We start from the raw sequence: 26,089 nt of genomic DNA, 5'->3' as shown, positions 1-26,089 counted from the left end.
GGAGGGCATCCATTGCCCTCCCCTCTTCTGTTCCGCCCTCCTTCGACGGTACTGACCAGGACCTCAAGTGGCCAGAATGAAGTCCGTCTGATCAACGGCCGCGCTGCTGACACCAACAAGACGGATGGAGTCCGCCCCGAACCCAACCACCGTGTCTGCCCCGTCAGCCGCTATGCTCACGTTGGCAGCGAACGTCGCGCTGGTGATCCCCAGCCCCGTGACATTGAGCAAGTCCTGCTCTGCGGCCAAATTGGCTCCGAAGTTCAGGATCGTATCGTTGCCGAAACCCGCGGCAGCAAACACGAACGTATCGTTGCCGACGCCGCCACTCATCACGTCGTTACCGCCACCGCCGATGAGAACGTCGTTACCCGCACCACCCACGATATTATTGCCGAGCACGTTGCCGGTGCCCGCGAAGTTGCCGCTGCCGCCGAAAGACAGATTTTCGACGTTGGCACCCAGGGTGTAGCTCGCGAGCGAGGTCCAGACCGTGTCGTTGCCGCCACCGGCATTCTCGCCTACCACGTCCCCAAGGTCGGTGACTTCGTAGATATCGTTGCCAGCACCGCCGGCCATCGTGTCGGCACCTGCGCCACCGATGAGGACGTCGTTACCAGCACCGCCCACCAGTGTGTTGTCGAGCACGTTGCCGGAGCCCGCGAAGTTGCCGCTGCCGCCGAAAAACAGATTCTCGACGTTGGCACTCAGGCTGTAGCTCGCGAGCGAGGTCCAGACCGTGTCGCTGCCGGCACCGGCGAGCTCGATCACCACGTCCCCAAGGTCGGTGGCTTCGTAGATATCGCTGCCAGCACCGCCGGCCATCGTGTCGGCACCTCCGGCACCGATGATGACGTCGTTACCTGCACCGCCCGCGATCGTATTGCCGAGCACGTTACCGGTGCCCGCGAAGTTGCCGCTGCCGCCGAAAAACAGATTTTCGACGTTGGCACCCAGGGTGTAACTCGCAAGCGAGGTCCAGACCGTGTCGCTGCCTGCACCGGCGAGCTCGCTCACCACGTCCCCAAGGTCGGTGACTTCGTAGACATCGCTGCCGCCACCGCCGGCCATCGCGTCGGCACCTGCGCCACCGATGAGGACGTCATTACCCGCACCACCCACGAGCGTGTTGTCGAGCGCGTTACCGGTGCCCGCGAAGTTGCCGCTGCCGCCGAAAAACAGATTCTCGACGTTGGCACTCAGGGTGTAGCTCGCGAGCGAGGTCCAGACCGTGTCGTTGCCGGCACCGGCGAGCTCGGTCACCACGTCCCCAAAGTCGGTGACTTCATAGATATCGTCGCCATCACCGCCGACCATCGTGTCGGCACCCGTACCCCCGATGAGAATGTCATTGCCCGCGTCACCATTGAGGAGGTCGTTGCCGCCCAAGCCGTTCAGGATGTCGTTGCCAGCACCTCCGCTGGCAATGTCGTCGCCTGTCGTGCCGGTCCATATGTCGACACCGGCAGTACCGACAAACACATCACCGGCGGCCACCGGGGCTGTAGCGTCGGACGCAATGCTTTCGGCCGCACCGAAGTCATCCACGTAACTGACCACCACGCGCACCTGATCGCCGACCTGAGCCAGGCCAAGCGTGAACGTGCTGGCGGTGGCTCCGACGATGTCGACGAAGGTGACCCCGTTGGTCTCCTGCCACTGGAAGGTGAACTGCGCATTGCTGAGGCCATCGACGTCGATGATGGACGACGTGTCGGCGGTCAACACCTGGTCCGGAAACGCAACCCCGAGGATGGTCGGCCCTGCAGTCGGTGCGTTGTTCCCCGACGAGTCGACGATCTCCAGCGTACCCTGGGCATCCTGATACACCGCCCGAACACGGATGTTCAGACCGGCGACATCGTCCGCCACCAGATAGGTGGCGCCGATCGCCCGCGAAGCCTCACCTGCGGCGATAAAGGTGATGTCCTCAAAGACGCCCGAACCAGGGATGTTTTCGACCTGCCAGTAGTAAGCCACCGGACCGGTAACCGCGCCGGTGGGATTGGCCGCACTCACGCTGTCCGCGTCGCGTATCGACTGATCGCTGACGCGCAACAGTTGGCCGGCGACAGGCGCATCCGTACGCGCACCGGTGGCAGCATCGAGGATTGCCAGACGCCCCACAGGACCACTGTTCAGGGCGGTGCCAACGCCGGACGCCTGCGCCTGGTCTGCGAACTGCAGACGTTCGATGCCCGTCAGGCGATCGGCGCCATCACGCCCAGCCACCAGGTCGGTCACGATGACGGTGTTGCCATCGACAGCGACGCTGTACTCCGAAAAATTACCGGAGAACACCGCGGTGTCAAAGCTGTCAGTGCCGGTCAGAATCTCCCGCACGATGACCAGCTGGCCCGGGTTGTAAGTACCGTTCAGCATTGCCTGAACCATCGGCGCCATGCTGTCGAACGTGGCGATTTCCGCGCCAGTGCCATCAGCGTTTTCCCGTACGCTGATGCGTACGTTCAGCCACTTGTCACCATCGATGATGTCGTCACCACCGCGGCCTTCGATAAGGTCGCTGCCGCTGCCACCGAGGATGATGTTGCCGCCGTCGAAGAACGTCGCTCCGACTGGCAACAGACCCGCCAGACCGTTGATCAGACTGATGTTGGTCAGCACACTGCCGGTTGCACCCGCGGTAGGTAACGATGTCGCATCTTCGTTATCACCGCGCAGGAAGTCACCGTGGGACGAACCCGACAGACCTTCCATGATGTCGAAACGCACCAGCGCCGAGGCTCCCGAACCCGGCTGCACTGGCACATCGAAGAAGCGGTCGCTGTAATCGATGGTCACGCCCTGGGCGAGATCCTTGAAGGTCGCCCAGTCATAGCCGGAGCCGCCGATATAGCGGTCACCAAAGCCGAGACTGCCGACCATGATGTCGTCGCCGCCTTCTCCGTTGAACTTATCGTTCTCGTTGCCGCCGATGTAGACATCGTGGCCGATCACCGGATCGTTGCCGAGCGGGTCGAAGTTGTCGCCAGGTGCACCGTCCGAAGTGCCCTTCTCGATCCAGTCGTCGCCTTCGTTACCCATGTCCTGTTCGTTGGCTTTGCTGCCCAGGATGAAGTCATTACCCTGGCCACCAATGGCCTCGGAGGCGTCCTCACCGGTCACGATGAAGTCGCTGCCGAACCCGCCAATGATCAGGTTGATGCCGTTGCCTCCGTGCAGTACGTCGTTGCCGTCGCCACCCTGGAGGTTATCGTCGCCGCCGGTGTCGGTGATGATGTCGTCGCCGGCACCACCGCGCAGCTGGTCGTTGCCGTCACCGCCATCGATGCGATCGTTGCCGGCATCACCCCAGACCGTGTCATCGCCTTCACTGGAGATGAGAATGTCTGCGTTGTCTGTGCCACCCAGCACGATGTGCTCGGCACCGTTGTAGCGGATGTAGTTGGTGTCCAGCCCCACGGTCAGCGGGTTGTCACGGAACACCACCTGCTCTCCGTTCGGCCCGAGCGGATCGACTGTGAGCAGACCTTCGTTGAACTGCCTGCCCTGGTCCACTTCCAGGTAGAGCCCAGGATCCGAGAACACCAGGCCCGGCAAGTGCGTGGCCGAGGTGTTGGCCATGATCAGCTTGGCGAACGAGTTGCTTTCAAGTTCGGCATTCATGGACAGGCCAGAGGTACGCTCCAGGTAGTAGAAGCGGTCGCCGTCCTGCAGTTTTTCCAGCTGGTTCTCGAACACGAAGTTGAAGGTCGTGCCGAGCATGCCGCCGAACGGGGTTTTCTGTTCGGCCAGGCCGCCGATCCAGAGATCGATGGCATCGACGCCCGTGATCGTCACCCCCCTCAGGTCGTCGGCAGTACCCAGCACTCCATCATTGCCGGGCAGCGTCACGTTGGCCCAGGTACCGGTGCCGTTGAGGAAGTCCAGGCGATCGGATGGCTCAGTAACACCACCATCGCCAAACACCAGCAACATCGCCGCAGCGCGTTTGCCTTCCAGCGTGGTCGCCGTAGTGATCGTGTCATGCGTGCCATAGGCCGCGATGAAGTTGATCAACGACTCCGGATGCTTGAGGTGCTGCACCAGATCGACCCAGCTGTTGTACGGCTTGAGTTGGGTATCCCCGGTTTGGCTGTAGATGTCGCGGCGGATCGCGTTGAGTGAGGGTATCCCCACATCACGGCCACGGGCGATGTTGATCGCCGGCAAGTCGAGTGGCAGGCCGAGCAGGTTATTGCGCAGCGCCTCGGTGACGAACTCGTCGATTTCGTTACCGGCTTGCCGAGTCACCCCACGAATGATCGCACTGGTCGCATCCTCTGGCGACACGCCACTGGCGGCGTACGCCAACGGGTTGAGGAACGCCGCGATCAAGCCCAGTTGCTGATCGGGATTAGCGCTGGCCGGATCGCCTACCACGCTGAAATCGATATCGAAGCGATCGACGGTCTCGGTCAGCATCGAGTGGCCAAACCGGTACACGGTGTGGGCGAACTCGGCGACGATCGAGGCATCGAGGTCGACGTCATAGACCTGGGTCGGTGCGAAGAACAGGTCAATGTTGGGCTGGATGGTCCGCGCAAACTCCTCGAACACCAGGTGCTGATACTGCATTTCGGTGCCGAACTTGGCCGCCTGGAACAAGCGCTCGCCATTCCACTCCAGCGCATCGAACTCAGCCTGGTTAGCTGGCAACGCACTCACCGGAGTGAGCAACCACTCGTTGAGGAAGGCCACGTCACCCGAATCGAGCACGGTATCCTTGGTTTGCTGGACCAGGCGGTTGTGCTCGGAGTGGAAGATCGCATGCACCGCGGTCAGGCCGATGTTCTCGTTGACCCGGCCGTCGCCAGCGATGTAGTGCGCATCCAGCAGCTCGTTGTCGTAGAAGCCCGGCGCAGGTGTACCACCCACGATATTGTCCGCATCGGGCGCGAGCGCTGCGCCGGTCTGGCCGTCCACCGGCACTGCATTGTGGTTAACGTCGATGAGAAACTGGTGACCGGTGCGCACAGCATTGGTCAGATCAATGGGAGCATCCCGGTTGCCTTCGACCAGTTGAGTGACGTCATCAGCTGTCCCGGCAATGCCGTCAGCACCGTTACCGATGCGAATCACCACCTGCGGCATGCCGTTCGGCCCCTTGATGAAATTGCCGTAGGCGTCGGTCGCCAGCAATGGCACGTTGTCGAAATCGGCATCCGTGAGATTGATGCCGAGCAGATCATGGGCTTGCGCCTTGACCACTTTCCAGGTGGCCATGCCGCCGATCTCGACATCGTCGACAGAGCCGAACACGCCATCGGCGCCCAGATCACGATTGGTGATCAGCTTGCCGGTGGCCACCGGATCGCCAGCTGCGTTGAGCCCATAGGCACGCAGGAACACCTGGTGCGACGGGTGCGAGCTATAGGTCTGGTTCTGGTCCACGAATGGCGTGGTGGTGTTGGTTTGCTCATGGATGTCGTCGGCAGTGCCGAGAACCCCATCCGCCCCTGGCAGGTTGGTCGCGCGGGTCAGCACCATGAAGTTGGCACTGCCGCCTGGCACAAACAACGGATCATCCTCTTTCAGCGGAATGAAGATGGTGCCCGAACCGCCTTTGGTGACCAGGTCCAGGCCATGATCGAAGAACTGCCCGAAGAAGGTCATCCAGGCGTTGAACGGCGCGGACAACCCCGCGTCCGCCGCGACGTTCTCGAAAAAGTACACATCGTGATCATCGGCAGTACCGAACTGACCATCCAGTCCGGGGCTGGCGACTATCCGTACGCCATCCTTGAGTACGTCGTCATTAAGCGGACCCACCACGCCGAAGTCGAGATGCCCGTTCAAGCCCGGGTCGAAAGCCGTGGCATAGGCCGCCGGGTTGTTCGACGTCTGATCGACGATCAGGTTACTGATGGTGCGTGGTTGCGAGTCAAACACATTGCCGCTGTTCTGCGCATACGACGATCCAGGGACAGCCGGCGAGCCGGGGCCAAAGAAGCCGGCAGGAACACCTTCGGCCGGATTGAAGACCGGATCGGTCAATCGCGGAAAGACGTTATCGGCGGCACCAAACTCGGTGTGGTTGTTGCCGTTGAGGTTCATCAGGTTGTTGTTCGACCCGTCGACCGAACGCAGGCCCAACGGCGCGCGGATGTTCGGGATCAGCGAGAGGATGTCCTGACCGGCCGCATCAGCCTCGGCAATCTTGATCTGGTCAAGGATGAAGTTGAGGTCGGAGCGGACCATGTTAAGGCCCGCGCCACCCGCGGTGGCATCGACTACAGGTACCAGCGGCGTTGGCGTGATCGGTGCACCGGCAACTACGGTAGCCGTCGGCGTGGAGAACAGGATCTCCGTGGTGCCGTGACCGTCCTGATAGATCGCCTTGACCCGCAACGACAAGCCGGCGAGGTCAGGAGAGACCTTGAACGCGGTGCCGTCGGCGCTTTGGAACGCCAGGTCGCCTGCCGGCAACAGGATGATGTCCTCGAATACGCCGCTGCCTGGGGTTGCCTCGAACTGCCAGATGTAGGACACCGAGGAGTTGGTGATCAAGCCCAGCGGATTACCCGCCGCGATGTTGTTGCCATCGCGCACCCCGGCCACGCTGACCGTCAGCGTGTCGCCCACCGTTATCGCCCCGCCGTTGCCATCCGTGACGGTCGGGCTGCCAGTTGGTTGTAGATTCTGCCCCGGCACCAGCACTAGCTGATCATCGGCGAATTGCAGGCGTTCGATATGCAGCAGGGTATCGGTGCCGTCGCGCCCCACTACGCTATCTATCACTGTATAGACATCGTCCGCCAAAGTGGCCGTGCCGCGGTCGTCAACAGTAACCGTATACTCGTCCTGAAGCCCGGAGAAGATGGCGGTGTCGAAGGCCGCCCCGCCCGTCGAGGTGCCGGGCATGACTTCCCGCACGGCCTTGAGCTGACCAGGGTTATAGGTGCGGTCCAGCATGAACGGGATCATGTCGACCATGCTGTCAAAGCTGGCAATCTCGGGACCGGTATGGTTGACGTCGCCGGCGGCATAAACGGCAATTCTGACGTTGATCCATTTGTCGCCGTCGATCAGGTCATCGCCACCGCGGCCCTCGATCAGGTCGCTGCCATTACCGCCGAGGATGATGTTGCCAGTGGCAAATCCGGTGGTCGGCAATCCGGCATCGGCCAGGAACTGGTCCAGTCCGCGGATCAACGCGACATTGGTCAGCGCACTGCCCGTGGCACCACCGTGGTTGATGATAGTGTCCGCATCGACATCATCGCCTTTGAGCACATCGCCGAAACTCGAACCGGACAGTCCCTCGACCTCGGCAAAACGGTCGAGAATCGAGGCTGGCGAGGCGCCGACCGGATTGAACACCCCGGCATTCTGATTTGGTGTATTGCCGTGTGGCTGCGCCAGTGCGGCCATGCTCAGGTCAGCGGTCACGCCGACCCTGTCATTCTTGTAGGTCACCCAGTCGAAGCCGGACATACCGTCCATCTTGTCCTGGGCATCGCTGCCGACAAAGATGTCATCGCCACCCTCGCCGATCATTTCGTCAAAGCCGCCACCACCGACAAAGATGTCGTTACCGATCACATCGTCATTGAGCAACGGCGAGAAGTTGTCGCCAGGCGCACCGTCCTGGGTGCCCTTCTCGATCCAGTCATCACCTTCGTTGCCGGTAGGTGGCAGGTTGGTCTTGGCACCGAGGATGAAGTCGTCACCCTGACCGCCGAAGGTGATGCTGATGTCTTCGGTGGTGATGATGAAGTCCTGGCCATCGCCACCCAGGATCAGGTTGCCTGCAGCAAGCATGCTGCCGGCCACGATCACATCGTTACCGGCATTGCCCTCCAGCCGGTTGTCGCCGAACGAGTCGGAGATGATGTCATCGCCCGCGCCGCCCAGTACCGCATCGTTCCCGGCACCGCCTTCGAGGCGGTCGTTGCCGGCGTCGCCGTAAACGGTGTCATCGCCTTCACCGGAAATGATGATGTCATTGCCGGCGGTGCCGCCCATGACGATATGGTCTTCACCGGTGTACTGCAGATAGTTAGTGTCCGCACCGGGGGTGTCGGGGTTGTCGCGGATCACCAGCGGCACGACTTCCACGCCGTTGATCATGATGCCGCCCGTCGGATCGGCGCGGCTATCCAGGCCAAGGCCGGTGAACTGAGTGGCCTGATTCACTTCGAGAGTGAACGTCGGCGTCAGGAACACGGTGTTCGCCAGGTGGGTGACATCGGTATTGAGCATGATCAGCTTGGCAAAGGAGTTGTTCTCCAACTCGGCGCCGAAGTTCAGGCCCGCGGTACGCGACAGGTAGTAGAAGCGGTCGCCGTTCTGCAACGCCTCCATCTGGGTTTCAAACACGAAGTTGAACGTCGAGCCGAGCATCCCGCCGAACGGCATCTTCTGTTCGGCGAGGCCACCGACCCAGAAGTCGATGTCGTCGACGCCTGTGATCGTCACGCCCGTCAGGTCATCTGCAGTACCCAGTACCCCATCCTTGCCGGCCGTCGTTACGTTGGCATAGTCACCGGTGCTGTTGAGGAAGTCCAGGCGGTCAGCCGGCGAACCCGCAACATTGAATACTAGCGCAAAGGCTGCAGCGCGTTTGTCTGCCAGCGTGAGCGCCGCCGTGATCGTGCTATGCGTGCCATAGGCCGCGATGAAGTTGACCAGCGACTCGGGGTGTTTGAGGCTGTCCGCCAGGTCAGCCCAACTAATGTACGGTTTGAGTTGACTGTCGCCGGTGGATGCGTAGAACTCACGCCGCGCCTCGTTCAAGGTGGGGATGCCGGTGTCGCGACCACGCGCCAGGTTCAGGCTCGGCAAATCGAGCGGCAGACCGAGCAGGTTGTTGCGCAACGCTTCGGTGACGAACTCATCGAGTTCGTTGCCGACCTGGCGGGTCACACCGCGAACGATCGCCCCTGCCGCCTGGTCCGCAGTCACCCCGCTGCTGGCGAACGCCAGCGGATTGAGGAAGGCCGCGATCAGGCCGAGTTGCGAGTCCGGGTTGGCCGGGTCAGTGAGGAGCGGATTGAACGCAGGGTCGAAGCGATCGACGGTCTCGGTCAACATCGAGTGACCGAAGCGGTACACCACGTGGGCGAACTCGGCGAGGATTGCCGGGTTGATCGAGGTGTCATACCCGCTGGGCGCAAGGAATTCGTCGACCTGCGGCTGAATGGTCCGCGCGAACTCCTCGAACACCAGGTGCTGGTACTGCATCTCGGTGCCGAACTTGGCGGCCTGGAACAGGCGTTCGCCGTCCCACACCAACGCTGCAATCTCGGCGGGTGTAGTCGGAATCGCGGCCACGTCGACCGCCAGCCACTCATTGAGGAAGGCCAGGTCGCCGGCGGCTATGAGGGTGTCCTTGGTTTGCTGGACCAGGCGGTTGTGCTCGGAGTGGAACACATGGTGCACGGTGGTCAGGCCGATGTTCTCGTTCACCCGGCCGTCGCCGGCAATATAGTGGGCGTCGAGCAGTTCGTTGTCATAGGTCAGGTTGTTGCCGACCCCGTCAGTTGGCTGCGCATTGCCGATAGCGCCATCAGCATCCGCCTGCAGAACCCCATTGGCGACGACTGGCGCGGCATTGTGGGCGATGTCGTCGAGGAAGCCATGCCCGGTGCTCACGGCGTTGGCCAGACTGATCGGAGCAGCCCGATTGCCTTCGACCAGTTGAGTGACGTCATCAGCTGTCCCGGCGATGCCGTCAGCGCCGTTGCTGATGCGAATCACCACCTGCGGCATGCCGTTCGGCCCGCGGATGAAGTTGCCGTACGCATCGGTTGCCAGCAACGGCACGTTGTGTACATCGGCGTCAGTCAGGTCAATGCCGAGAATGTCACGGGCCTGGGCCTTGACCACCTTCCAGGTCGCCATGCCGCCATTTTCGCCGCTGCCATCATCGGCAGTGCCGAACAGGCCATCGGCGCCGAGGTCGCGGTTGGTAATCAAGCGCCCCGTTGCAACAGGATCGCCGGCCGCGTTGAGGACGTACTCGCGCAGGAACACCTGATGCGACGGGTGCGAGCTGTAGGTCTGGCTCTGGTCGACGAATGGCGAGGTGGTGTTGGTCTGGCCATCATCGGTGGTGCCGACTATTCCGTCCGCGCCGGCGGTACGCACCGCACGTGGCAGCACCATGAAGTTGGGGCCACCCGTTACGAACAACGGATCGTCCGCTTGCAGCGGAATAAACACGAAGTCGGTAGCGCTCTTGGTGACCAGGTCGAGTCCGTGGTCGAAGAACTGGCCGAAGAAGGTCATCCACGAGTTGAAGCTGGCGGTCAGGCCGACGTCCGGCGACACATTGGGAAAGAAGAACACATCCTTGTCATCGGCCGTGCCGAACACGCCATCCAGCCCGGGGCTGGTGACTATCTGAACGCCATCCTTGAGTACGTCGTCATTACCCGCACCCACCACGCCGAAGTTGAGCACACCGTCCAGGCCCGGGTCGAACGCTGAGGCATAGGCCGCCGGGTTGTTGGCGGTCTGGTCGACGATCAGGTTACTGATAATCCGTGGTTGCGGATCGATCACCGTCCCTGTCCCGGCATATGCATCCAGAAACGAGGGATCAAGCAGGCGCGGGAAGGCATTGTCCGCAGTGCCAAACTCGGTCTGGCCGGTGACCAGGTTGTTGAAGCTGCCATCAACGGTACGCAGGCCGAATGGCACCTGAGAGTTGGGAAGCAAATCAATGAGGCTTGCGCCGTCGGCATTCGCTTCTGCGATAAAGATTTGCTTAAGGATGAACTCCAGGTCCGACTTGCTGAAATTGGCCATTTTGGATTGCCCTCGATCTATTTGGGTAAAGGCACGGGACGAGAAAATCCTCCCGCGCCAAGTCAAGTGCTGGCTTGCGCAGTGTGTTGGTTATGTTTTTTAGAGAGAGCTCTGGCGTTACCCGAGACCCGGGATACGCGCCTGGAATTCGCGAAATGAATTGCTCGCTTGGCGATCAGGCAGAGCGGATTCGAGCCCTGGGCGGGCCATGGAATCTGGAAGTGAAGGCGAACGTCCTGGTCAGCCCCTTCCCTCTGCAAAAGAACGAAATGATCGACATAACTCTGCTCCTCTCAGGAGAGTCACCGCGCCTTGCGTTGCCAAAGCGATGGCAAGCTTCAGGCGGGCGGGCCCCCCGATAACTAAGACTAAAGTTCCATAACAAACCTTTGTCAATATTACGTCGCTAAAACTGACGACTGGCGCTAGGCATCACAACTAGCTGTTTTTAAAAGATATATAGGAAGTTGAGTGCAGGTATAGAGCGAAATGTTATTTCTAACTACCGGGAGTGCAAATAACAAAGGAATAACGTCGCAGCGCGTAACTACCTAAGTACCTTTCATGTCCTTCATTCAGAAGGAGGTTGTGTCCCTCCAGCCTTGGGTGGAGAGATTGCGCGCGCCGAACCGGAGGTACGGGTGGCCGTCGAAAAAGGCCTGAAGCAAATACAGAAAGCCTGGGCCGATCGTCTCGGTAGCCCTGATGCGGCATGGGCCGTCATCGCTCAATGTGTGGAAGCGCTAGTCCTGTCCCGAGCAGTCGAGAAAGAACGAACTCGCAAGGAAATCATTGCCTCGACCCGCAAAGCTATTGAAAAGAGCTATTTCACGCCGGAAAAATAGAAAAACGTCTCCGATTATGCGAGAGCAGCTCGCAACGCCATGATCATCGCTATCGCTGCAAAACCCTGGTCGATTCAGCCCTCCCTGAATTCCCACACCGAATGCATTTCATGAGGCAATTGAGTGAAAGGAGAAAGGGAGGGCATCCATTGCCCTCCCCTCCGCGGTCCACGCTCCCTGCGACAGTACTGACCAGGACCTCAGGCGACCAGAATGAAGTCCGTCTGATCAACGGTCGCGCTGCTGACACCCACAAGGCGGATGGAGTCCACTCCGATCCCAACCACCGTGTCCGCCCCGTCAGCCGCTATGCTCACGTCGGCAGCGAACGTCGCGCTGCTGATCGCCAGCGCCGTGACATCGAGCAAGTCCTGCCCTGCGGCCGGATTGGCTCCGAAGTCCAGGATCGCATCGTTGCCGAAGCTCGGGCCAAACGCGAAGATATCGTTGCCGCCGCCGCCGAGCAGCGTGTCGTTACCGCCACCGCCGGTGAAAACGTCGTTGCCCGCACCACCCACGATCACGTTGCCGAGCGCGTTGCCAGTGCCCGCGAAGTTGCCGCTGCCGCCGAAAAACAGATTCTCGACGTTGGCATCCAGGGTGGAGCTCGCGAGCGAGCTCCAGACCGAGTCAATACCCTCACCGCCAAGCTCGGTCACCACGTCACCAAGGTCGGTGACTTCGTAGGTATCGTTGCCGACGCCACCGACCATCGTGTCGGCACCTGCACGACCGATGATGGTGTCGTTACCTGCGCCGCCGCTGAGGACGTCGTTACCCGCCCCTCCCACGATGATGTTGGCCAGCCCGTTGCCGGTGCCCGCAAAGTTGCCGCTGCCGCCGAAAAACAGATTTTCGACGTCGGCACCCAGGGTGTAGCTCGCAAGCGAGGTCCAGACCGTGTCGCTGCCAGAACCGGCGAGCTCGGTCACCACATCCCCAAGGTCGTCGACTTCATAGGTATCGTTGTCGACGCCACCGACCATCGTGTCGGCACCTGCGTGACCGATGATGGTGTCGTTACCTGCGCCACCGATGAGGACGTCGTTACCCGCCCCGCCCACGATGATGTTGTCGAGCGCGTTGCCGGTGCCCGCAAAGTTGCCGCTGCCGCCGAAAAACAGATTCTCGACGTTGGCACCCAGGGTGTAGCTCGCCAGCGAGGTCCAGAGCGTGTCGATGCCGGCACCGGCGAGCTCGCTCACCACGTCCCCAAGGTCGGTGACTTCGTAGACATCGTTGCCGCCACCGCCGGCCATCGTGTCGGCACCTGCGCCACCGATGAGGACATCAATACCCGCACCGCCCACGAGCGTATTGTCGAGCGCGTTGCCGGTGCCCGCGAAGTTGCCGCTGCCGCCGAAAAACAGATTTTCGACGTTGGCACCCAGGGTGTAGCTCGCGAGCGAGGTCCAGACCGTGTCATTGCCGCCACCGGCGAGCTCGGTCACCACGTCCCCAAGGTCGGTAACTTCATAGATATCGTCGCCGAGACCTCCAGCCATGGTGTCGACACCCGCTCCCCCGATGAGAATGTCATTGCCCGCGTCACCATTGAGGATGTCGTTGCCACCCAAGCCGTTCAGGATGTCGTTGCCATCACCTCCGCTGGCCACGTCGTCGCCTGCCGTGCCGGTGAATATGTCGGCACCGGCGGTACCGACAAACAGATCACCGACCACTGTCGTTGCGGCAGAGGTGACTCGCTCAAGTGTGCCGAGGTCATCGGTGTAACTCGCGACGACACGCAGTTGCTGACCGACCTGCGCCTGGCCGGGCGTGAAGGTCGTGCCCGTCGCGCCGGCGATGTCGGCAAAGACCGCACCGCTCCCCACCTGCCACTGACGGGTAATCACCGAGGTCGTGGTCCCGTCGGCGTCGGTGAACGCATCCGTGGCGGTCAAGCCGGAGCCTTCCGTCGGGGTCGTATCGCTGATCAGCACCGTGCCAACCGGTAGGACGTTGACGGGGCTGCCGCCGAGCGGCGCAGTTGGCGCGGTCGGCGCCGAGAACACGCTTTCCAGCACGCCGTGGGCGTCCTGATAGACGGCCCTGACGCGCAGCAGCAGTCCCTCCTCAGCCGCGGTCACCGTGAAGGTCGGACCGGTCGCGGTTCCTAGTCCGCCTCCGAGCGCAATACCGATGTCGTCGAAGATACCGGAGCCCGGGTTTGTTTCGACCTGCCATACGAAGGCGATGGGACCGGTGATCGCACCGCCCGTAGTGACATTGTCCGCATCGCTGACGGTGTCGGCCAACACCGTCAACACTTGGCCAACGGCCGGCGTGCCATCGCTGATCCTCAGCAAGCCAACCGGCTCGGTGTTCAAGCCAGCGACGAGAACCTGCGACTGATCGGCGAACTGCAGCCGCTCGATATTGCTGAGCGTGTCGATCCCGTCCCTGCCAACGACACTGTCGGTGACCGTAACGGTGCCGTCGACGTTCTCGATGACGGTGTAGTCGGCCAGAAGGCCGGTGTACAGGGCCGTGTCGAAGGAATGGCCAGGGTTAAGGGGGTCAGGCGCATCCGTCAGGATCTCACGGACGGCGACGAGTTGGCCGGGGTTGAAGGTACCATTGAGCATGAGCGGCACCAACGGGACCATGCTGTCGAACGTTGCGATCTCCGGACCTGTGCCATCAATGTTCTGCCGCACGCTGATACGTACGTTGAGCCACTTGTCACCGTCGATCAGGTCATCGCCACCATCACCTTCGATGATGTCGCTGCCGCCACCGCCGAGGACGATGTTGCCGGCGCCGAACTGATCGTCGGCTGTGCCGGCGATGCCATCCGCGCCGTTGCCGGCGGTGCCGACGAACGAGCGCAGGCCGCTGATCAGGTCGAAGTTGGTGAGCACGCTGCCCTGAGCACCGGCAGCCGCGATCACGGTGGCATCGGCTTCATTGCCACGCAGGATGTCACTGAAGTGCGATCCCGACAGACCTTCCACCTGACGGAACCGAGCCACGGTTGCGCCCAACTCCGGCAGTGGCGCCGCGAGAGCGATGTCGGCGAGGCCCAGGTCGACGCTCACGCCGAACGGGTCGTCCTTGAAGCCGGCCCAGTCGTAACCGGAACCGCCCAGGTAGCGGTCGCCCGCACCGCCGTTGCCGTACATGATATCGTCGCCGCCTTCGGCCATGAATCTGTCGGGCGAGCCGGTGCCGATGAAGATGTCGTTACCGCGTATCAGGTCGAGCCCGTTCGGGTCGAAATTGTCGCCGGGAGCACCATCGGCCGTTCCCCTCTCGATCCAGTCGTCACCTTCGTTACCCATCAGTTGTTCGTCGGCGATACTGCCCATGATGAAGTCGTCGCCCGCGCCACCGAAGACCTCCGAGGAGTCCTCACCGGTGACGATGAAGTCCTTGCCGAAGCCGCCGAGGTTCAGATTCACGCCGTTGCCACTGTGGATGACGTCGTTGCCGTCGCCGCCATGAATGGTGTCGTCGCCCCCGATGTCCGCGATGATGTCGTCGCCGTCGCCCCCGACCATGAAGTCGTTGCCGTAGCCACCCTCGAGGCGGTCATTGCCACCGTCGCCATAGAGCGTGTCGTCGCCGTCGCCAGAAACGAGAATGTCATTGACGGCCGAGCCACCGAGCACCACATGATCTTCGCCGGTGTACTGCAGGTAGTTGGTATCAGGGCCGACCGTCGCAGGGTTGTCCCGAATGACCAGCGGCGTGAGGAGGATGCCGCCGACAGGGTCGGCATTGCCCGGCAGGTTGTCGGCGGCCTCATTGACTGGCGTCAATGGATTGTCGACCAGTATGCCATCCGGCCCGGCAATCACGCTCTCGTTGAACTGCCTGGTCGGGTCGACCTCGAGGGTAAAGGCCGGAGTCAAGAACATGACGGCTGGGAGGTGGGTCGCATCGGTGTTGGCCATCACCAGCCTCGCGAACGAGTTGTTCTCCAACTCGGTGACGAAGTTAAGCCCCGCGTTGCGTTCCAGGTAGTAGAAGCGGTCGGCGTTCTGTAGCTTCTCCATCTGGGTCTCGAACACGAAGTTGAAGGTCGAGCCGAGCATGCCGCCAAACGGCATTTTTTCCTCGGCGAGGCCGCCGATCCAGAGGTCGATGTTGTCCAGACCGGTAATGGTGACGCCGGTCGGGCCACTCGCCCAGGCGCCGGTGCTATTGAGGAAGTCCAGCCGGTCCGCCGGCTCGCCGGCGCCGCCCAACACCAGGAGAGAGGCTGCGGCGCGCTTCCCGTCGAGCGTGGTGGCGCTGGTAATGGAGGCGTGCGTGCCATAGGCGGCGATGAAGTTGATCAGCGATTCCGGGTGCTTCAGGTGTTGCACCAAATCGGCCCAGCTGATGTAGGGCTTCAGGTTGCTGTCGCCGGTCGCGGTGTAGAACTCACGACGCGCCTCGTTCAGGGTCGGAAGCCCGGTATCACGACCGCGCGCGATGTTGAGGGCGGGCAGGTCGAGCGGCAGGCCCAGCAAGTTGTTGCGCACCGCTTCGGTGACGAACTCATCGATCTCGTTGCCGACCTGGCGCGTCACGCCGCGGACGATGGCACCGGCCGCCTGCTCCGGGGTCGGGCCACTGGCCGCAAACGCCAGCGGATTGAGGAAGGCCTGAATCAGGCCGACCTCGCTTGAGACGAAGTTTGGGTCTAGCCGGTCGATGGTCTCGACCAGCATCGAGTGGCCGAGGCGATAGACCGCGTGCGCGAACTCGGCGACGATCGCCGGGTCGATCTCGGTTTGATAATTCTGGTGTTCGCCAAGGAAGGGATCGATGTTCGGCTGAATGGTACGCGCGAACTCTTCGAACACCAGGTGCTGATACTGCATCTCGGTACCGAATTTCGCCGCCTGGAACAGGCGCTCTCCGTTCCAGTGCAGGGCAGCGATCTCAGCCGCGGTTGTTGGCAACACCAACAATTGGGCATCGGGCATCAGCCACTGGTTCAGGAAGTTGACATCGTTGGAGGCGATGGCCACATCCTTGGTGTGCTGGACCAGACGGTTGTGCTCCGAGTGGAAGATGGAGTGGACGGTGGTCAGGCCAATGTTCTCGTTGACCCGGCCGTCGCCGGCGATGTAGTGCGCGTCAAGCAGTTCGTTGTCGTAGAAGCCTGCGGCCACCGGGCCGCCGGCAACGAGGTCGGCATCGGCCGTCAGTGGCGCACCGGTCTGGCTGTCCACCGGAACGGCGGTGTGGGCGACATCGATGAGGAACTGGTGGCCGGTGCGCACGGCATTGACCAGGCTGATCGGCGCAGCAGGATTACCCTCGACGAGAACATCATCGGCGGTATCAGCAATACCATCCGCGCCCCTCATCATGACCATCGGGAAGCCGTTCGGGCCCTTGATGAAATTGCCGTAGGCGTCGGTGGCGAGCAGCGGCACGTTGTCGAAGTCGGCATCAGTAAGATTAATGCCAAGCAGATCGCGTGCCTGCGCCTTTACCACTTTCCAGGTAGCCATCCCACCGATTTCGACGTCGTCGGCAGTGCCGAACAGGCCATCGGCGCCCAGGTCACGGTTGGTAATCAGCTTGCCGGTCGCCACCGGATCGCCGGTGGCATTGAACTCGTAGGCGCGCAGGAACACCTGGTGCGAAGGGTGCGAGGTATAGGTCTGGTTCTGGTCGACGAACGGCGTGGTGGTGTTTGCAGCCTCGTGGATGTCGTCGGCGTTGCCGAGGATGCCATCGGGCCCGGGCAGGTTGGTGGCCCGCGTCAACACCATGAAGTTGGTCGGGCTGCCCGCAACGAACAGCGGATCGTCCGGTTGCAGCGGGATGAACACCGTGCCGCTGCCGCCCTTGGTCACCAGGTCGAGGCCGTGGTCGAAGAACTGACCGAAGAAGGTCATCCAGGTATTGAACGGTGCGGACAGACCTGCGTCCGGCGCCTCGTTAGCCATGAAAAAGGTCTGGAACGTCGTGCCGTCGGTACGGGTTCCAGTAACCACCTGCGCACCGTCCTTCAAGACATCGTCAACCGTGCCGAGGATGCCATCCAGACCGGGATCGAACGTGGCCGCGACCGCCGCCGGGTTGGTGGCGGTGTTGTCGGCGATCAGATTGCTGATGGTGCGAGGCTGCGAGTCGGTCACCAGGCCGCTGGTCTGGGCGTAAGAGGTGCCCGCCTCCGCCGTATCGAACTGCGCCGGAACCAGTCGCGGGAAGACCGTGTCGGCTGCACCGAACTCGTTCTGACCCGTCACCAGGTTGTTGAACGACCCGTCGACCGTGCGCAGGCCCAAAGGCACCCGTGCATTCGGCAGCATGCTGAGGAGATCCTCACCGGCCGCATTCCTTTCCGCGATCTGAATCTGATCGAGAATGAACTGCAGATCGGCCCGGATATAGTGCACACCGGTGCTGGCGACCGGAGTCTCGACCGGCAGCGGGGCTGCCGGTGGCGGAGCAACGCCGGCTACGACCGCTGCGGTTGGAGCAGAGAACGCCGTCTCGAGCACGCCATTTTCATCCTTATAGACAGCCCTGACGCGCAACTCCAGCCCGGCGAGATCCGGGGTCACCCTGAAGGTCGACCCGGTTATGTGCGCCAATGCTGCGCCCCCGTCCGCAAGACGGGTGATGTCCTGAAAGACGCCCGTACCCGGGACTGCTTCGAACTGCCAGTAGAAGGCGATCGGTCCGGCGATCGCACCGCCGGTAGCGACGTTGTCCGCATCAGTCACGTCGGCAGCCGATACCCTCAGCAGTTGACCCGTGGTCGGCGTAGCGTCCGGGGTGTTGCTGGCAGCATCGAGTATGGTCAGCAAGCCCAGCGGGTCGTTGTTGAGCCCGACCCCGTCTGGCAGGGTGAGCGACTCATCGTTGAACTGCAGCCGCTCCATATTGGTCAGGCGGTCGGTGCCGTCGCGCCCGACGACGCTGTCGGCCACGGTGGTCACGCCGCCCACAGTGGTGACGGTATAGTCGAGCCGGTTGCCCGTGAACAAGGCCGTGTCAAAGGCGGGGGCAGCCGTCAGGATCTCGCGGACGATGACGAGCTGACCGGGGTTGAAGGTACCATCGAGCATAAACGGGATCATGGGCTCCATGCTGTCGAAGGTGGCAATCTCCGGCCCGGTTCCATCAAGGTTCTGGCGCACACTGATGCGCACATTCAGCCACATGTCGCCGTCGATCAGGTCGTCACCGCCGCGGCCTTCGATGATGTCGCTGCCACCACCGCCGAGGACGATGTTGCCCGCGCCGAACTGATCGTCTGCCGTGCCCACGATACCGTCCGGGCCGGCTGCAGCCGCACCAAGAAACGCCCGCAGACCGTTGACGAGGTCAATATTGGTGAGCACGCTGCCTGGGACACCGGCAGCGGCGATCGTGGCCGCGTCGGCATCATCGCCGGTCAGCATGTCGCTGAACACCGACCCCGACAGACCTTCCACCTGGGGGAACGTGGTATGCACGCCTGCAACCGAAGGCGACAGGGGCGATTGTTCGAAGGCGATGCGGCTCATGTCCACAGTCACGCCGTAAGGGTCATCCTTGTAGGTGGCCCAGTCGAAACCGGACATGCCCAACATCTTGTCCGGGCCCTCACTGCCGATGAAGATGTCATCGCCGCCTTCACCGATCATTTCATCGAAGCCGCCGTCACCGCTGAAGACGTCGTTGCCGCCGGTCAACTCTGCCAGCAAAGCCAGTGGCAGGTTACCGGCGAAATTGTCGCCGGGGGCGCCGTCCTGGGTCCCGACCTCGATCCAGTCGTCGCCATCGCCGCCCATCATTTGCAGGTTCAGCCGGCTGCCGAGCATGAAGTCATTGCCGGCGCCAGCGAAGACCTCCGTAAAGTCCTCGCCGGTGACGATGAAATCGTTGCCGGCGCCGCCGAGGATGATATTGGCGCCGTTGCCGCCGTGGATGACGTCGTTGCCGGCCTCTCCGTGGATGACGTCGTCGCCGCCCATGTCGGTGATGATGTCGTCGCCATCGCCACCCTCGATCTCGTCATTGCCGTAGCCGCCTTCGAGGCGATCGTTACCGGCGTCGCCCCAGAGCGTGTCGTCGCCGTCGCCAGCGACGAGAATGTCATTGCCGGCGGTGCCGCCGAGCACGACATGGTCTTCGCCGGTGTACTGCAGGTAGTTGGTATCGGGCCCGACCGTGTTGGGGTTGTCGCGGATGACCAGCGGCGTGATCACGACGCCGTTGATGATGATGCCACCAGTGGGATCGGCATTGCCGGGCAGGTCGTCGACGGTGCCCAGTATGCCGTCCGGACCGGCAATCACGCTCCGGTTGAACTGCCTGGTGGGGTCGACCTCGAGAGTAAAGGTCGGGCTCGAGAACATGAGGGCCGGGAGATGGGTTGCGTCGGTGTTGAGCATCACCATCTTGGCGAACGAGTTGTTCTCGAGCTCGCTCAGGAAGTTGAGTCCCTGGGTGCGGTGCAGATAGTAGAGCCGGTCGCCGTTTTGCAGCTTCTCGAGCTGGTCCTCGAAGACGAAGTTGAAGGTCGAGCCGAGCATGCCGCCGAACGGCATTTTTTCCTCGGCCAGGCCGCCGATCCAGAAGTCGATGGCATCAACGCCGGTAATGGTTGCCCCATTTACCAGGTTGGCATAGACGCCGGTGCTGTTGAGGAAGTCCAGGCGATCCGCTGGCTCACCGACGCCGCCCAACACCAGGAGCGTGGCCGCTGCGCGTTTCGCGTCGAGCGTGGTGGCGCTGGTAATGGAGGCGTGCGTGCCGTAGGCGGCGATGAAGTTGATCAGCGATTCCGGGTGCTTCAGGTGTTGCACCAAATCGACCCAGCTGGTGTAGGGCTTCAGCTGGCTGTCGCCGGTGCCGGCGTAGAATTCACGGCGCGCCGCGTTCAAGGACGGGATGCCGGTATCGCGGCCGCGCGCGATGTTGAGGGCGGGCAGGTCGAGCGGCAGGCCCAGCAAGTTGTTGCGCACCGCTTCGGTGACGAACTCATCGATCTCGTTGCCGACCTGGCGCGTCAAGCCGCGGACGATGGCGCCGGCCGCCTGCTCCGGGGTCGGGCCACTGGTCGCAAACGCCAGCGGGTTGAGGAAGGCCTGAATCAGGCCGATCTCGCTGGAGACGAAATTGGGGTCCAGCCGGTCAATGGTCTCGGTCAGCATCGAGTGGCCGAAGCGAAAGACCGTGTGCGCGAACTCGGCGACGATCGACGGATTGATTGTGTCATCGAAGTCAAGGAAGGCATCGACCTGCGGTTGAATGGTGCGCGCGAACTCTTCGAACACCAGGTGCTGATACTGCATCTCGGTGCCGAATTTCGCCGCCTGGAACAGGCGCTCACCGTTCCAGTTCAAGGTCGACAGATCAGCAGGAACAGACGTGACGGGCGTCAGCAGCCACTGGTTCAGGAACGTCAGGTCGCCGGCGGCCGCTGAGGCCAGGACCGTGTCCTTGGTCTGCTGGACCAGCCGGTTGTGCTCGGAGTGGAAGATGGAGTGGACGGTGGTCAGGCCGATGTTCTCGTTGACCCGGCCGTCGCCGGCGATGTAGTGCGCGTCGAGCAGCTCGTTGTCGTAGAAGCCTGCGGCCAGCGGGCCGCCGGCAACGAGGTCGGCATCGGCCGTCAGTGGCGCACCCGTCTGGCTGTCCACCGGGCTGGCATTGTGTGCGATGTCGATGAGGAACTGGTGACCGGTGCGGATCGCCAGCGATGCGTCGATCGGCGCCAGCGGATTGCCCTCGACCAAGCCGGTCGTGGTCACGATCTGCGCAAAGCCGTTCGCCCCCCGAATGAAGTTGCCGTACGCGTCGGTCGCCAACAGCGGCAGGTCGAGGACGTCGAGATCGTCGAGATCGATGCCAAGCATGTCGCGCGCCTGCGCCTTCACCACTTTCCAGGTGGCCATCCCGCCGATTTCGACGTCGTCGGCAGTACCGAACAGGCCATCGGCGCCCAGGTCACGGTTGGTGATCAGCTTGCCGGTCGCCACCGGCTTGCCGGCGGCATCGAGTTCATAGGCGCGCAGGAACACCTGGTGCGAGGGATGCGAGCTGTAGGTCTGGTTCTGGTCGACGAATGGCGTGGTGGTGTTTGAAGCCTCGTGGATGTCGTCAGCGGTGCCGAGGATGCCATCGGGCCCGGGCAGGTTGGTGGCCCGTGTCAACACCATGAAGTTGGTCGGGCTGCCCGGGACGAACAGCGGATCGTCCGGCTGCAGCGGGATGAACACTGTGCCGCTGCCGCCCTTGGTCACCAGGTCGAGGCCGTGGTCGAAGAACTGACCGAAGAAGGTCATCCACGGGTTGAACGGCGCGGACAGGCCCGCGTCCGGCGACTGGTTAGGAATGAAAAAGGTCTGGAACGTCGTGCCGTCGGTACGGGTTCCAGTAACGACCTGCGCACCGGCCTTCAACACATCGTCAACCGTGCCGAGGATGCCATCCAGACCGGGATCGAACGCGGCCGCGACCGCCGCCGGGTTACTGGCGGTATTGTCGACGATCAGGTTGCTGATGGTGCGTGGCTGCGAGTCGATCACCAGGCCACTGGTCTGGGTGTAAGAGGTGCCCGCCTCAGCCGGGAGGAAGACTGGAGTGGTCATGCGCGGGAAAAAGTTGTCGGCTGCGCCGAACTCGCTCTGACCCAGTCTCAGGTTGTTAAACGTCCCGTCGACCGTGCGCAGACCGAAAGCAAATTCCGGGTTCGGTATCAGGCTGGCGAGCGACTGGCCGGCAGTATTCGCTTCCGCGATGAAAATCTGCTGGAGAATGAACTCAAGATCGGATTGATTAAAGTTGGCCATTTGGATTGCCCTCGATATGTCTGGGTAAAGGCACAGGACGAGAAAGTCCCGCCGCGCCGAGTCAAGTGCTGGCTTGCGCAGTTTGTTGGTTATGTTTTTTAGCGAGAGCTGGCGTTACCCGGGACCCGGGATACACGTCTGGAATTCGCGAAGTGAGTTGCTCGCCGGGTGATCAGGCAGAGCGAATCCGAGCCTTGGGCGGGCCATGGAATCTGGAAGTGAAGGCGAACGTCCTGGACAGTCCCTTTCCTCTGCAAATGAACGAAATGAACGACATGATTCGGCTCCTCTCGGGAGAATCACCGTGCCTTGCATTGCCAAAGCGATGGCAAGCTTCAGCGGGCGGACTCCCGATAACATAAGACTAAAGTTCCATAGCAAATCTTTGTCAATTTAACGTCACTAAAACAGAAGACCGGTGCTTGGCAGCTCAACTAGCTGTTTTTAAAAGACATATAGAAAGTTGAGTGCAGGTATAGAGCGAAATGTTATTTCTAACTGTTTCACCGCCACCTACGCTGCTGCATAAGGGAGCAACGCAGCGATTTCGGAAGACTCGCCATCCATAGAGCGACCAGCCTGCGTGTCCATAAGCTGTTTACGGAACTACATTTACCGTTAGCTGTTGCGCCACAAGGGCAACCGGCTTTTCGTAGTGGGAGGACCAACATGCCCAAGCAGTCGAGCATCCGTTCCGAACTGGCCGACGCGCTCTTTCGTATGCGCCGCAGTTTTTACTTGCTGGCAGGGTTCAGCGGCGTCATAAACGTCATGATGTTGACGCCAGCCGTTTATATGCTGCAGGTCTATGATCGAGCCCTGGTCAGTCGCAACGTCACAACGCTGGCGATGTTGACTGTGCTGGTGGTAGGTCTGTTCTTGCTGATGTCCACGTTGGAAATGGTCCGCACCCGCGTACTGATCCGGGTCGGCAACTGCCTCGACATGGACCTCAACCGACGCATTTTCACCGCGGCATTCGAGCGCAACCTGAGCCGCGCCGGAGGCAATCCGGCCCAGGCACTGCAAGATCTCGCCCAGGTTCGTCAGTTCGTCACCGGCAATTCCCTGTTCGCCTTCTTCGATGCACCGTGGACGCCGATCTACCTGCTGGTCGCCTATCTGATCCACCCACTGCTCGGACTGCTCACCCTGATCGGCTCACTGATTCTGGTGGCCCTGGCCTGGCTCACCGAGAAGGCGACGCAGAAGCCGCTGTCCGAAGCCAATCAGGCTGCCCTCTCCTCCGCCCAATACGCCAACAACAACCTGCGCAACGCCGAGGTCATCGAGGCCATGGGCATGCTGCCGTCGATCAGCAAGCGCTGGTTCCAAAGCCATTTGCGCATTCTGGAAATGCAGACCCTGGCCTCCGACCGCGCCGCTTTGATCAGCAGCACCGGCCGCTTCGTGCGTATCACCTTGCAGTCGTTGATCCTCGGTGCCGGTGCGCTGCTGGCGATCGAAGGCAAGATCACCCCGGGGATGATGATTGCCTGCTCGATCCTCACCGGCCGCGCACTGGGCCCGGTGGAACAGGTCATCGCGTCGTGGAAGCAATTGCTCGGCTGCCGTTCGGCCTGGGGCCGGCTTAACGAAATGCTGCACGACTATCCGCGCCGGCCACCGAGCATGTCGCTGCAGCGGCCGATGGGCATGCTGGCAGTGGAAAATGTGTATGCCGGTGCCCCCGGTACCAACAACACGATTCTGCGCGGGGTGGGCTTCAGCCTTGTCCCCGGCGAAAGCCTTGGCATTATCGGTCCATCCGCCTCGGGCAAATCCACCCTCGCCCGCCTGCTGGTTGGCGTCTGGCCGGCGCAGGCCGGCAAGGTGCGCCTGGACGGCGCGGACATATTCACCTGGAACAAGGGCGAACTTGGCCCCTGGCTCGGCTACCTGCCGCAGGACGTGGAGCTGTTCGAGGGCAACATCGCCGACAACATTGCGCGCTTTGGTGAAGTGGACAGCGAAGCGGTCATCCGCGCCGCCAAGATCACTGGCGTGCACGAGATGATCCTGCGTTTCCCGCAGGGTTATGACACCCGCCTGGGCACCGATGGCAGCCCGCTTTCCGGTGGCCAGAAGCAACGCATCGCCTTGGCCCGCGCGTTGTATGGCGAACCCAATCTGATCGTGCTGGATGAGCCGAACGCCAACCTAGACGACGTCGGCGAAAAGGCCTTGGTCGATGCGCTGGCCGAACTCAAGGGCCGCGGCGCCACCGTCATTCTGATTTCCCACCGTCCCAACGTACTCTGCGCCGTCGATAAGGTGCTGATGCTGCGCGACGGCGGCGTGCAGATGCTCGGCACGCGCGATGAAGTATTCGCAGCGCTACGCAAGGCCGCTGTAATGCCTGCAGGCGCGTCGACCCCTCTGGCCTCCGTCAAAGCACGGGAGTGACCGATCATGCAAATGAGCCAACACACCGAGATGATCAAAGCCGATACCAGGAGCATGGTAGATCTGGACGTCGGTAAACCCGCGCGATGGGGCGTGTGGCTGGTGCTCGCCGGCTTCGGCGGCTTCCTCCTGTGGTCCTGGCTGGCGCCGCTGGATGCCGGTGTAGTAGCGACAGGCACGGTCAAAGTCACCAACAATCGCAAAGCCGTGCAGCACCTCTCCGGCGGTACCGTGGAGGCCATTCTCGTTCGCGAAGGCGATCTAGTGACAAAAGGTCAGGAGGTGGTCCGCCTCGACTCGTTGCGTGCCGCTGCCGAAGAGGGTGCGGTCAGCGCCCAGTACATCGTCAGCAAGACCGTGGAAAACCGCCTGGAAGCGGAACGTGACGGCCGCGACGTGGTGAACTTCGATCCCGAGTTGCTCAAGCGCTTCAAGGACGACCACCGCCTGGAGGCCGCCATGGACCTGCAACAGCGCCTGCTGGATACCCGGCGCGCCGGACTCGCTGGTGAAATCAGCATCCTGCAGGAAAACCTGGCAGCCTCGGCAGTGCAGCTCAAGGGACTGCAGCAGGTCTATAGCGCCCGCGCCTCGCAGATCAGCTTCCTCAACCAGGAACTGCAAGGCACCCGCGTGCTGACGGCCGAAGGCTATGTGCCGCGCAACCGCCTGCTTGAGCTGGAACGCAGCAATGCCGAACTCTCCGCCGGCCAGGCCGAGAACCTCAACAACATCGCCCGCGTGCGTAGCCAGACCACCGAAATCAAGCTGCGCATCCTGCAGCGCCAGCACGATTACCTGAAGGAAGTCGAATCGCAGCTGACTGAAACCGCCAAGGAAAACACCACTCTGGCCGACCGCTTGCGCTCGCTCGACTATGAAGTGACCCACACGGTGATTCGTTCGCCGATCGATGGCATGGTCCAGGGCCTGAGCATTGCCACCGTCGGCGGGATCATTCAGCCCGGCTTCAAGATCATGGAAATCGTTCCGGTCAACGAACCGCTGCAGGTCGACGCGATGATTCCCGTGCAGGCCATCGACAAGATGGTCCCCGGCCTGCCCGTGGACATTTCCTTCCCGGCTTTCAACCACGCCAAGACGCCAAACATCCCCGGCCGCGTGAAGACCATTTCCGCCGACCGCCTGATGGACGAGGAAAGCAAGCAACCGTTCTATCTGGCTCAGGTGGAGGTCACGCCCGATGGCATGGGCCTGCTTGGCAGCAATCACATTCGCCCCGGCATGCCCGCCAGCGTCACCATAAAGACCGGCGAACGCAACATGATCAGCTATCTTCTTAAACCAATGCTCGATCGTGTGGACAGCTCATTCAAGGAACAATGA

At 61.9% G+C, this 26,089-nt stretch carries 5 protein-coding genes; 3 read left to right on the top strand and 2 right to left on the bottom strand.

The genetic code is table 11. The features are described 5' to 3' along the window. Nucleotides 1-63: 63 nt before the first annotated feature. Nucleotides 64-10,755 (bottom strand): peroxidase family protein, encoded by a 10,692-nt coding sequence (locus tag AC1D1M_RS23970; protein ID WP_477777517.1) that lies wholly within the window; start codon nucleotides 10,753-10,755, stop codon nucleotides 64-66. 641 nt (nucleotides 10,756-11,396) lie between these two features. Between AC1D1M_RS23970 and AC1D1M_RS23965 the strand changes: the two genes are divergently transcribed. After that, nucleotides 11,397-11,600, top strand: coding sequence for a hypothetical protein (locus AC1D1M_RS23965; protein WP_477777516.1), 204 nt, complete (start codon nucleotides 11,397-11,399; stop codon nucleotides 11,598-11,600). Between the two features lie 200 nt (nucleotides 11,601-11,800). On the opposite strand, the gene AC1D1M_RS23960 is transcribed toward AC1D1M_RS23965, so the two are convergent. Next, nucleotides 11,801-22,336 (bottom strand): peroxidase family protein, encoded by a 10,536-nt coding sequence (locus AC1D1M_RS23960; protein WP_477777515.1) that lies wholly within the window; start codon nucleotides 22,334-22,336, stop codon nucleotides 11,801-11,803. Nucleotides 22,337-23,005: 669 nt separating this feature from the next. Here AC1D1M_RS23960 and AC1D1M_RS23955 point away from each other — a divergent pair. Together AC1D1M_RS23955 and AC1D1M_RS23950 are read left to right on the top strand one after the other, a co-directional pair. After that, nucleotides 23,006-24,742: a type I secretion system permease/ATPase gene (locus AC1D1M_RS23955; protein WP_477777514.1), complete on the top strand. Its 1,737-nt coding sequence runs from the start codon at nucleotides 23,006-23,008 to the stop codon at nucleotides 24,740-24,742. A gap of 6 nt (nucleotides 24,743-24,748) precedes the next feature. Next, the gene (locus tag AC1D1M_RS23950; protein ID WP_477777513.1) at nucleotides 24,749-26,089 is read left to right on the top strand and encodes an HlyD family type I secretion periplasmic adaptor subunit; all 1,341 of its coding nucleotides are present in this window, start codon (nucleotides 24,749-24,751) and stop codon (nucleotides 26,087-26,089) included.

The organism is Pseudomonas sp. P1_F7 (assembly GCF_056405655.1).
The sequence above is the reverse complement of the archived record's forward strand: the minus strand, read 5'-3'. Positions and strand labels throughout refer to the sequence as shown.

What these genes read in the sequence shown, in the direction of transcription:
- AC1D1M_RS23960 (WP_477777515.1), bottom strand. Translation starts at nt 22,336, where the DNA reads ATGGCCAACTTTAATCAATCCGATCTTGAGTTCATTCTCCAGCAGATT.
- AC1D1M_RS23970 (WP_477777517.1), bottom strand. Translation starts at nt 10,755, where the DNA reads ATGGCCAATTTCAGCAAGTCGGACCTGGAGTTCATCCTTAAGCAAATC.
- AC1D1M_RS23955 (WP_477777514.1), top strand. Translation starts at nt 23,006, where the DNA reads ATGCCCAAGCAGTCGAGCATCCGTTCCGAACTGGCCGACGCGCTCTTT.
- AC1D1M_RS23950 (WP_477777513.1), top strand. Translation starts at nt 24,749, where the DNA reads ATGCAAATGAGCCAACACACCGAGATGATCAAAGCCGATACCAGGAGC.